At 61.8% G+C, this 10,587-nt stretch carries 9 protein-coding genes; 8 read left to right on the top strand and 1 reads right to left on the bottom strand.

What is annotated here, in order from left to right:
• Nucleotides 1-69: 69 nt before the first annotated feature.
• Nucleotides 70-570, bottom strand: coding sequence for a thiol peroxidase (gene tpx, locus FX984_RS00340; protein WP_027606397.1), 501 nt, complete (start codon nucleotides 568-570; stop codon nucleotides 70-72).
• A 159-nt stretch (nucleotides 571-729) separates the two neighbouring features.
• Between tpx and FX984_RS00335 the strand changes: the two genes are divergently transcribed.
• The 8 genes from FX984_RS00335 to xylB all read left to right on the top strand — a co-directional run bounded on the left by FX984_RS00335 (nucleotide 730) and on the right by xylB (nucleotide 10,575).
• Nucleotides 730-2,019, top strand: a complete 1,290-nt coding sequence (locus tag FX984_RS00335; protein ID WP_146477952.1) for a glycosyltransferase — start codon at nucleotides 730-732, stop codon at nucleotides 2,017-2,019.
• Nucleotides 2,020-2,091: 72 nt separating this feature from the next.
• Nucleotides 2,092-2,997 (top strand): AraC family transcriptional regulator, encoded by a 906-nt coding sequence (locus FX984_RS00330; RefSeq protein WP_027606399.1) that lies wholly within the window; start codon nucleotides 2,092-2,094, stop codon nucleotides 2,995-2,997.
• A 193-nt stretch (nucleotides 2,998-3,190) separates the two neighbouring features.
• Nucleotides 3,191-4,501 (top strand): ABC transporter substrate-binding protein, encoded by a 1,311-nt coding sequence (locus FX984_RS00325; RefSeq protein WP_027606401.1) that lies wholly within the window; start codon nucleotides 3,191-3,193, stop codon nucleotides 4,499-4,501.
• Between the two features lie 155 nt (nucleotides 4,502-4,656).
• A complete protein-coding gene (locus FX984_RS00320; protein ID WP_051429369.1) occupies nucleotides 4,657-5,547 on the top strand; it encodes a carbohydrate ABC transporter permease in 891 nt (296 codons plus the stop codon).
• Nucleotides 5,548-5,557: 10 nt separating this feature from the next.
• On the top strand, nucleotides 5,558-6,388 hold the full coding sequence (locus FX984_RS00315) for a carbohydrate ABC transporter permease (protein ID WP_027606403.1): 831 nt from the start codon (nucleotides 5,558-5,560) through the stop codon (nucleotides 6,386-6,388).
• A gap of 23 nt (nucleotides 6,389-6,411) precedes the next feature.
• On the top strand, nucleotides 6,412-7,515 hold the full coding sequence (locus FX984_RS00310; RefSeq protein WP_146477950.1) for an ABC transporter ATP-binding protein: 1,104 nt from the start codon (nucleotides 6,412-6,414) through the stop codon (nucleotides 7,513-7,515).
• A gap of 18 nt (nucleotides 7,516-7,533) precedes the next feature.
• A complete protein-coding gene (locus FX984_RS00305) occupies nucleotides 7,534-9,015 on the top strand; it encodes a mannitol dehydrogenase family protein (RefSeq protein ID WP_146477948.1) in 1,482 nt (493 codons plus the stop codon).
• 78 nt (nucleotides 9,016-9,093) lie between these two features.
• Nucleotides 9,094-10,575, top strand: a complete 1,482-nt coding sequence (gene xylB, locus FX984_RS00300; RefSeq protein WP_098479678.1) for a xylulokinase — start codon at nucleotides 9,094-9,096, stop codon at nucleotides 10,573-10,575.
• The last annotated feature ends 12 nt before the right edge of the window (nucleotides 10,576-10,587 follow it).

The raw sequence follows: 10,587 nt of genomic DNA, 5'->3' as shown, positions 1-10,587 counted from the left end.
TGGACTAGGCCAGGCCGCAATCATGTCTTACGGGTGTTACTGCAAAACGACAGTAACGCGCCGAAACAGTTACTTCAAAACAGCCAGGGCCGCTTCGTAGTTCGGCTCCTGGCCGATTTCCGAAACCAGTTCGCTGTGCAGCACGGTGTTGTTTTCGTCCAGCACCACGACCGCACGGGCGGTCAGGCCTTTGAGCGGGCCATCGGCAATCGCTACGCCGTAATCGACGGCAAAACCAGGGTCACGGAAGTCCGACAGGTTCTTCACGTTTTCCAGGCCTTCGGCGCCGCAGAAACGCGCCTGGGCGAATGGCAGGTCGGTGGAGATACACAGTACGACGGCGTTGTTCAGTTCGTTGGCCTGGGCGTTGAACTTGCGTACCGACGTGGCGCAGGTCGGGGTGTCGACGCTTGGGAAGATATTCAGCACTTTGCGCTTGCCGGCAAAGGTAGCCAGGGTTGCATCCGACAGATCGCCGGCGGTCAGGGTGAAGTCTGCTGCTTCAGAGCCGACTTTCGGCAATTCGCCTTCAACCTGGACAGGGTTACCGCGAAGAGTGACTTGAGCCATGAACAGAATCCTTATGCTGGGTTTTGGTTAAACGAATTCGAGAGGCGGAAGTTAACCACAAAGTACCGTGGCTACCTACCGCCAGACACAAATTGTCATGCCACGCGGTTGTGGTTTAATTGCGCGCTTTGCGCCTGCCCTCCAAGGAAACCGTTGTTAATGAATCAGCCCGCCACCAAAGTCCTGGTCATTGGTTATGTCTGGCCGGAGCCCCGTTCCTCGGCCGCGGGCGGGCATATGATGCAGATCCTCGAAACTTTTCTTACGCAAGGTTGGGATATTACCTTCAGCAGCCCGGCAGCACTGGGCGAGCACAAGGCCGACCTGCTGGCGCTGGGCATCGCCGAATGCGCGATTGAGCTCAATAACAGCAGTTTCGACGATTTTATCCGCGAACTGGCCCCGGACATCGTGCTGTTCGACCGTTTCATGATGGAAGAACAGTTTGGCTGGCGCGTGGAGAAGTGTTGCCCCGACGCCCTGCGCGTGCTGGAGACCTCCGACCTGCAAAGCCTGCGCGACGCCCGTCAGCAGCGCCTCAAGGCGCACCTCAAGGCCCACCCGGGCAGCGACGACTTCAGCGCGCTGTTCGCCCCGGCCCTGGAGGAGGCGTTCCAACTGATGGCCGACACCGACCTGGCCAAGCGCGAAATCGCCGCGATTTACCGCTGCGACATCAGCCTGATGATCTCCGACGTGGAAATCCGCCTGCTCACCGAACAGTTCAAGCTGCCCGCCGCCCTGCTCCACTGGTGCCCGCTGATGATGACGCCGCCAACCGAGGCCTTCGTACCGTTCGAAGAGCGTGCACACTTCCTCAGCATCGGTAACTTCCGCCATGCGCCGAACTGGGACGCCGTACTGTGGATGAAGAACAGCGTCTGGCCATTGATTCGCCAGCAATTGCCCGGTGCCCAGCTGCATATCTACGGCGCCTACACCCCGCCCAAGGCCACCGCCCTGCACAACCCGGCGCAGGGCTTTCATGTGATGAACTGGGCCGAAGATGCCCTGCAAGTGATGAGCGCCGCGCGCATCTGCCTGGCGCCCCTGCGCTTTGGCGCGGGTATCAAGGGCAAGCTGGCCGATGCGATGCTCTGCGGCACCCCCAATATCACCACCCCCATCGGCGCCGAGGCCATGGGCGACGAGCGGCCATGGCCCGGCGCCATCGAGCAATGCGCCGAAGCCCTGGCGGCGGCGGCCGTGGCGCTTTATCAGGATCGCGAACGCTGGACCCAGGCCCAGCAGGATGGGCGCCAACTGATTGCCGGCCGTTATGACCGCACTGTCCACGGGCCTGCACTGGTGGAGTGCCTGCAACACTGCCGCAGCCACCTCGCCGCCCATCGCCGCAGCAACTTCACCGGCAGCATGCTGCGCCACCATGCCCATAAAAGTACGCAGTACATGTCCCAGTGGATCGAGGCGAAAAACCGTAGCCTGTGAACCGCGGCGCTGGCGAGGTCGTGCGCGAGGGGGCATTATCCCCAGCAGCAACCACAATAAAGCGACGGCAGCATGACCCGAGCAACGCGTATCACTGACCCTTCCTACGAGCTGATGGACGATCACAACGGCCTGTCCATCATCTATCGCCAGCATGGTTTCCCCTGCCCGCTGGTGCGCTGGCATTTCCACAAGGAATACGAACTGCACCTGATCGTCGCCAGTTCCGGCAAGGTGTTTATCGGCGACTATATCGGCAACTTCTATCCGGAAAGCCTGTTCCTCACAGGGCCCAACCTGCCCCACAACTGGATCAGCCAGGTGGAGGAAGACGAAGTGGTGCCCAAGCGCGACATGCTGGTGAACTTCACCGATGAGCTGTTCGAGCAGGGCAGCCATATTTTCGCCGAGCTCAAGACCTTGACACCCATGCTGGAGCGCGCGCAGTCCGGCATCGAGTTTCGCTGCAAGAAAACCATCGCCCAGGCCATGACCCTGATGCAGCGTATCGAAGATGCCCGGGGCATGGCGCGCCTGGGGCACTTCTTTATCCTGCTGGAAGTGTTGAGCAGCTGTGAGGACTACCAGTTGCTGTCCGGCGTGACCACGCCGCAACTGGCGGATGAACACAGTATCGACCGCACCAACCGCGCGGTGGACTACATTTTCGCCCACTACGCGCGCGAGTTGCCCCTGGAGGAAGTGGCGGAGCACCTGGGGATGAAGCCGACGTACTTTTCCCGGGTGTTCAAGCAGGCGACCGGGCGCACGTTTATCGAGTTTGTAAATCGGCTGCGCATCAGCAAGTCCTGCGAGCTGCTGGCCGATGGCGACAAGGCCGTGACGGATGTGTGTTTCGAGTCGGGTTTCAACAACATTTCCAACTTCAACCGGCGCTTTCAGCAACTCAAGGGTATGACCCCCTCTCACTACCGCCGCCTGGCGGTACAACGCTTGACCGAGCAGAACCTGGCCTAATGGAGATCGTTCCCAGGTAAGCATGGGCACGATCATCGAGTGCAAAAAAGTATCAGTCCAAGTGCTCCCAAGGATTTGTCACAACCCCATTTGAAGGCTGTAATCAACGCACACTCTTCCTGACTCCCCGTAGGAAGACACAACAACAATAACTGTCCTTCCGTAGCCCCTGGGCGCGGAAATGGAGTGCGCGATGAAGTTCACAGCAAAAGCTCTGCTTGCCTGTACCTGTATGACCCTCAGCGCCGTCAGCCTTGGCGCGCAAACCCTGACCATTGCCACCGTCAACAACAGCGACATGATCCGCATGCAGAAGCTCTCGAAAACCTTCGAGGCCGAGCATCCGGAGATCAAGCTGAACTGGGTGGTGCTGGAAGAAAACGTGCTGCGCCAACGCCTCACTACCGACATCGCCACCCAGGGCGGGCAGTTCGATGTGTTAACCATCGGCATGTACGAAGCCGCACTCTGGGGCGCCAAGGGTTGGCTGGAGCCGATGAAGGACCTGCCGGCGTCCTACGACCTCGACGACGTATTCCCTTCCGTGCGTGACGGTTTGTCGGTCAAGGGTTCGCTGTACGCCCTGCCGTTCTATGCGGAAAGCTCGATCACCTATTACCGCACCGACCTGTTCAAGGACGCCGGGCTGAGCATGCCCGAACACCCGACCTGGAGCCAGATCGGCGAATTCGCGGCCAAACTCACCGACAAGAGCAAAGAGCAATACGGCCTGTGCCTGCGCGGCAAAGCCGGTTGGGGCGAGAACATGGCGCTGATCACCACCCTGGCCAACGGCTACGGTGCGCGCTGGTTCGATGAAAAGTGGCAGCCTGAATTCAACGGCCCCGAGTGGAAGGACGCGCTGAACTTCTACGTCGACAACATGAAGAAATCCGGCCCGCCGGGTGCTTCCAGCAACGGTTTCAACGAAAACCTGGCGCTGTTCAACAGCGGCAAGTGCGCGATCTGGGTCGATGCCAGCGTCGCCGGCTCGTTCGTCACCGACAAGACCCAAAGCAAAGTGGCCGACCATGTGGGCTTCACCTTTGCCCCCCACGAAAAAACCGACAAGGGCACGTCGTGGCTGTATTCCTGGAGCCTGGCGATCCCGACCAGCTCCAAGGCCAAGGACGCCGCCAAGGTGTTCACCAGTTGGGCCACCTCCAAGGAATACGGTGCCTTGGTCGCCAAGACCGACGGCGTTGCCAACGTGCCGCCAGGTACGCGCAAGTCGACCTACAGCGACGAATACATGAAGGCTGCACCGTTCGCCAAGGTGACCCTGGAATCGCTGAAAGTCGCCGACCCGACCAAACCGACCCTCAAGCCGGTGCCGTATATCGGTATCCAGCTGGTGACCATTCCCGAGTTCCAGGCGATTGGGACCCAGGTCGGCAAGTTCTTCTCCGGCGCGCTGACCGGTCAGCAAACGGTCGATGCTGCACTGACCGCCGCGCAGACCACCACCGAGCGGGAAATGAAGCGGGCCGGTTACCCCAAGTAACCTGAGCGTCACCACCGTCAAATGTGGGAGGGGGCTTGCCCCCGATGGCAGTGGATCAGCCAACTGATTCATCGACTGACACTCCGCCATCGGGGGCAAGCCCCCTCCCACACTGACCGCACTCCGATCCTTGCTCCGCACTGGCCTTGATTATCATGAATACATCCGCCAAAAACCGCCTGGCCAACCCCGGCTGGTTCCTCGTCACGCCCTCGGTCGCCCTGCTGCTGCTGTGGATGATCGTGCCGCTGGGCATGACCCTGTACTTTTCACTGATCCGCTACAACCTGCTCTACCCCGGCGAGAACCAATTCGTGGGGCTGGAGAACTTCACCTACTTCATCACCGACTCGGGTTTCCTGCCCGGCGCCACCAATACGTTGTTGCTGGTGGGCAGCGTGCTGTTGATCAGCGTGGTGTTCGGCGTGTTGATCAGTGCGCTGCTGGAGGCCAGTGAGTTCCTCGGGCGTGGCATCGTCCGGGTGTTGTTGATTTCGCCGTTCTTCATCATGCCCACCGTCGGTGCGCTGATCTGGAAGAACCTGATTTTCCACCCGGTGTCGGGGATTCTCGCCGCCGTGTGGAAGTTCTTCGGCGCCGAGCCGGTGGACTGGCTGGCGCACTATCCGCTGCTGTCGATCATCATCATTGTGTCGTGGCAATGGCTGCCGTTCGCCATCCTGCTGCTGATGACTGCCATGCAGTCCCTCGACCAGGAACAAAAGGAAGCTGCGCGCCTGGACGGTGCCGGCGCCATCGCGATTTTCTGGCACCTGACCCTGCCCCACCTGGCCCGCCCGATTGCCGTGGTGGTGATGATCGAGACCATCTTCCTGCTCTCGGTATTCGCCGAAATCTTCACCACCACCAACGGTGGCCCCGGCTACGCCTCGACCAACCTCGCCTACCTGATCTACAACCAGGCATTGGTGCAGTTCGACGTGGGCATGGCCTCGGCCGGCGGCTTGATCGCCGTGGTCATCGCCAATATCGCGGCGATCATCCTGGTGCGGATGATCGGCAAAAACCTGACTGACAAGCCTTGAGGGCCGCGCCATGACGCTTCAACAATCCCGCCGCCTGCAAAGCCTGTTGCTCGGCACCCTGGCCTGGGCCATCGCGATCCTGATCTTCTTCCCGATCTTCTGGATGGTGCTGACCAGCTTCAAGACCGAAATCGACGCGTTCGCCACGCCGCCGCAGTTCATCTTCACGCCGACCCTGGAGAACTACCTGCACATCAACGAGCGCAGCAACTACTTCAGCTATGCCTGGAACTCGGTGCTGATTTCATTCAGCGCCACCGCCCTGTGCCTGCTGATTTCGGTGCCGGCCGCCTACTCCATGGCGTTCTACGAAACCAAACGCACCAAGAGCACGCTGCTGTGGATGCTCTCCACCAAGATGCTGCCGCCCGTGGGCGTGCTGATGCCGATCTACCTGCTGGCCAAGAGCTTTGGCCTGCTGGACACGCGCATTGCGCTGATCATCATCTACACCCTGATCAACCTGCCGATCGTGGTCTGGATGGTTTACACCTACTTCAAGGACATCCCCAAGGACATCCTCGAAGCCGCGCGCCTGGACGGCGCCACCCTGTGGCAGGAAATGGTCCGGGTGCTGCTGCCGATCGCCAAGGGCGGCCTGGCCTCCACGGTGTTGCTGTCGCTGATCCTGTGCTGGAACGAGGCCTTCTGGTCGCTGAACCTGACCTCGTCCAACGCCGCGCCCTTGACCGCACTGATCGCCTCCTACTCCAGCCCCGAAGGCTTGTTCTGGGCCAAATTGTCTGCCGTCTCGACCCTGGCCTGTGCGCCGATCCTGATCTTTGGCTGGATCAGCCAGAAACAGCTGGTGCGCGGTTTGTCCTTCGGTGCAGTTAAATAATAATTTCTAGCGGAGGGCCCATCATGGCCAACCTCAAAATCAAGAATCTGCAAAAAGGCTTCGAAGGTTTCTCGATCATCAAGGGCATCGACCTGGAAGTGAACGACAAGGAATTCGTAGTCTTCGTCGGCCCCTCGGGCTGCGGTAAATCCACCCTGCTGCGCCTGATCGCCGGCCTCGAAGAGGTGAGCGAAGGCACCATCGAACTGGATGGCCGCGACATCACCGAAGTCACCCCAGCCAAACGCGACCTGGCCATGGTGTTCCAGACCTACGCGCTGTACCCGCATATGAGCGTGCGCAAGAACATGTCGTTTGCCCTGGACCTGGCCGGCGTCGACAAGCAGCTGGTGGAGAGCAAGGTCAACGAAGCCGCACGCATTCTCGAGTTGGGCCCGCTGCTGGAACGCAAGCCCAAGCAACTCTCCGGTGGCCAGCGCCAGCGCGTGGCGATCGGCCGCGCCATCGTGCGCAACCCGAAGATTTTCCTGTTCGACGAACCGCTGTCCAACCTCGACGCCGCCCTGCGCGTGCAGATGCGCCTGGAGCTGTCGCGCCTGCACAAAGAGCTGCAAGCGACCATGATCTACGTGACCCACGACCAGGTCGAAGCCATGACCCTGGCCGACAAGGTGGTCGTGTTGAACAGCGGGCGTATCGAGCAGGTCGGCTCGCCGCTGGAGCTGTACCACCAGCCGGCCAACCTGTTTGTGGCGGGCTTTCTCGGCACGCCGAAAATGGGCTTCCTCAAAGGCAAGGTCACCCGCGTCGACGGCCAGGGCTGTGAGGTGCAGCTGGACGCCGGCACCCTGATCAGCCTGCCGCTGAGCGGCGCCAGCCTGAGCGTGGGCAGTGCGGTGAACCTGGGCATTCGTCCGGAGCACCTGGAAATCGCGTCGCCTGGGCAAACCGCCCTGACCGTCACCGCCGACGTCGGCGAGCGCCTGGGCAGCGACACCTTCTGCCACGTCATCACCTCGAACGGCGAGCCGCTGACCATGCGGATTCGCGGCGACATGGCCAGCCAGTATGGCGAAACGCTGCACCTGCACCTGGACCCGGCGCACTGCCATCTGTTCGACACCGACGGTGTTGCCGTGGCCCGTCCACTGCGCGCCGCCGCCTGATTTCGCGAGTATTGACCGATGAAACTGAATAAGCAGAACCTCACCCAGCTGGCGCCGGAAGTCAAACTGCCGGCCTATGCCATTGCGAGTACCTCCCAAGGTATCGCCCATATCGGCGTCGGCGGCTTCCACCGCGCGCACCAGGCCTATTACACCGATGCACTGATGAACACCGGCGAGGGCCTGGACTGGAGCATCTGCGGCGTCGGCCTGCGCAGCGAGGACCGCAAGGCCCGCGACGACCTGGCCGGCCAGGACTACCTGTTCACCCTGTACGAACTGGGCGACACCGACGACACCGAAGTGCGTGTGATCGGCGCGATCAGCGACATGCTGCTGGCCGAAGACGGCGCCCAGGCATTGATCGACAAACTGGCCAGTCCCGAGATTCGCATCGTCTCGCTGACCATCACCGAAGGCGGCTACTGCATCGACGACAGCAACGGCGAGTTCATGGCCCACCTGCCGCAGATCCAGCATGACCTGGCTCATCCGTCGTCGCCAAAAACCGTGTTCGGTTTTATCTGCGCGGCATTGACCCAGCGCCGCGCGGCCGGCGTCCCGGCGTTTACCGTGATGTCCTGCGATAACCTGCCCCACAATGGCGCTGTCACGCGCAATGCACTGCTGGCGTTCGCCGCCCTGCACGATGCCGAGCTGCATGACTGGATCAAGGCCCATGTGAGCTTCCCGAACGCCATGGTCGACCGCATCACGCCGATGACCAGCACCGCCCACCGCCTGCAACTGCACGATGAACACGGCATCGACGACGCCTGGCCAGTGGTTTGCGAACCCTTTGTGCAGTGGGTGCTGGAAGACAAATTCGTCAACGGCCGCCCGGCGTGGGAAAAGGTCGGCGTGCAGTTCACCGACGATGTGACGCCCTATGAAGAGATGAAGATCGGCTTGCTCAACGGCAGCCACCTGGCCCTGACCTACCTGGGGTTTCTCAAGGGTTATCGGTTTGTGCACGAGACCATGAACGACCCGCTGTTCGTGGCCTACATGCGCGCCTACATGGACCTCGACGTCACGCCGAACCTGGCGCCGGTACCGGGCATCGACCTGAGCGACTACAAGCAGACCCTGGTGGACCGCTTCTCCAACCAGGCGATTGCCGACCAGTTGGAACGGGTGTGTTCGGACGGCTCGTCGAAGTTTCCCAAGTTCACCGTGCCGACCATCAACCGCCTGATAGTCGATGGGCGCGAGACCGAGCGTGCGGCGCTGGTGGTCGCGGCGTGGGCCTTGTATTTGAAGGGTGTGGATGAGAATGGCGTGAGCTACACGATCCCCGATCCGCGCGCAGCATTCTGCCAGGGGCTGGTGAGCGATGAGGGGTTGATCAGCCAGCGGTTGCTGGCAGTGGAAGAGATTTTCGGTACGGCTATTCCCAACTCGCCTGAGTTTGTGGCAGCGTTCGAGCGGTGCTATGGGAGCCTGCGTGACAAAGGCGTAACCGCTACCCTGAAGCACCTCCTGAAGAAACCGATTTAAGTGTGGGAGGGGCCAAGCCCCCTCCCACACTGGACCGGGTTGCCAATCCAAAAAAATAACACTGCTGAGCACACCCTCATGACCCAGCAAAACCTGTTCCTCGGCATCGACTGCGGCACCCAAGGCACCAAGGCCATCGTCCTCGACGCGTCCAGCGGCAAGGTACTGGGCCTGGGCGCCGCCGCGCACACCCTGATCAGCGGCGCCAATGGCCGTCGCGAGCAGCACACCCAGGAATGGCTGGACGCCTTTACCGAAGCCACCCACCGCGCCTTGCAACAGGCCGGCGTGGACGGCCAGGACATCCTCGGCATCGGCGTATCCGGCCAGCAGCACGGCCTGGTGTTGCTGGATGAAAGCGGCCAGGTGCTGCGCCCGGCCAAGCTGTGGTGCGACACCGAAACCGCGCCGGAGAACGAGCGCCTGCTGGCCTACCTGGGCGGCGAGAGTGGCTCGCTGGAGCGCCTGGGCGTGGCGATTGCGCCGGGCTACACCGTGTCGAAACTGCTGTGGACCCGCGAGCAGCACCCGGATGTGTTCGCGCGCATCGCCCATGTGCTGCTGCCCCACGACTACCTCAACTACTGGCTCACCGGCCGCGCGGTCGCGGAATATGGCGATGCCTCGGGCACCGGTTACTTCAACGTGCGCACCCGCACCTGGGATATGGCGCTGCTCAAGCACATCGACCCCAGCGGCCGCCTTGAAGCTGCGCTGCCGACATTGATCGAAGCCGATCAAAGCGTAGGCACGATCCTGCCGGCCATCGCCGAACGCCTGGGTATCAACCCCAATGCCAGGGTGTCCAGTGGCGGCGGCGACAACATGATGGGTGCCATCGGCACGGGCAATATCGCCCCCGGCGTGATCACCATGAGCCTGGGCTCATCCGGCACCGTGTATGCCTTCGCCGACCAGCCCAATGTCAGCCCCCAGGCGTCGGTCGCCACCTTCTGCTCGTCCAGCGGCGGCTGGCTGCCGTTGATCTGCACCATGAACCTGACCAACGCTACCGGGGTGATCCGCGAGTTGTTCGAGCTGGACCTCAACGCTTTCAACGCACTGGTCGAGCAAGCCCCGATTGGCGCCGATGGCGTCAGCATGCTGCCGTTCCTCAACGGCGAACGCGTACCCGCCCTGCCCCACGCCACCGGCAGCCTGCATGGGCTGACCATGACCAACCTGACCCGTGCCAACCTGTGCCGCGCGGTGGTCGAAGGCACCACCTTCGGCCTGCGCTACGGCCTCGACCTGCTACGTCACACCGGCCTGCAAAGCCAGAGCATCCGCCTGATCGGCGGGGGTTCGAAAAGCCCGGTGTGGCGGCAGATGGTCGCCGATATCATGAACACCGAAGTGATCTGCACCGAACAAAGCGAAGCCGCCGCCCTGGGCGCGGCGATCCAGGCGGCGTGGAGCCAGTCCGGCGAGTCCCTGGCCAGCCTGTGCGACAAATGCGTGAGCGTCGACCCCGCCAGCCGTACCCTGCCGGTGGCGGCCAATGTCAGCGCCTACCAACTGGCTTACGAACGCTATCAACAGCACGTGGCAACCCTTTAAGAGCGAACGACT

Source organism: Pseudomonas marginalis, from assembly GCF_008692035.1.
In the GTDB taxonomy this organism is placed as follows: domain Bacteria; phylum Pseudomonadota; class Gammaproteobacteria; order Pseudomonadales; family Pseudomonadaceae; genus Aquipseudomonas; species Aquipseudomonas marginalis.
The sequence above is the reverse complement of the archived record's forward strand: the minus strand, read 5'-3'. Positions and strand labels throughout refer to the sequence as shown.

Bases quoted from the DNA above. Each gene is read 5' to 3' on its own strand.
- FX984_RS00305 (WP_146477948.1), top strand. From the start codon at position 7,534: ATGAAACTGAATAAGCAGAACCTCACCCAGCTGGCGCCGGAAGTCAAA.
- FX984_RS00325 (WP_027606401.1), top strand. From the start codon at position 3,191: ATGAAGTTCACAGCAAAAGCTCTGCTTGCCTGTACCTGTATGACCCTC.
- FX984_RS00335 (WP_146477952.1), top strand. From the start codon at position 730: ATGAATCAGCCCGCCACCAAAGTCCTGGTCATTGGTTATGTCTGGCCG.
- xylB (WP_098479678.1), top strand. From the start codon at position 9,094: ATGACCCAGCAAAACCTGTTCCTCGGCATCGACTGCGGCACCCAAGGC.
- FX984_RS00330 (WP_027606399.1), top strand. From the start codon at position 2,092: ATGACCCGAGCAACGCGTATCACTGACCCTTCCTACGAGCTGATGGAC.
- FX984_RS00315 (WP_027606403.1), top strand. From the start codon at position 5,558: ATGACGCTTCAACAATCCCGCCGCCTGCAAAGCCTGTTGCTCGGCACC.
- tpx (WP_027606397.1), bottom strand. From the start codon at position 570: ATGGCTCAAGTCACTCTTCGCGGTAACCCTGTCCAGGTTGAAGGCGAA.
- FX984_RS00320 (WP_051429369.1), top strand. From the start codon at position 4,657: ATGAATACATCCGCCAAAAACCGCCTGGCCAACCCCGGCTGGTTCCTC.
- FX984_RS00310 (WP_146477950.1), top strand. From the start codon at position 6,412: ATGGCCAACCTCAAAATCAAGAATCTGCAAAAAGGCTTCGAAGGTTTC.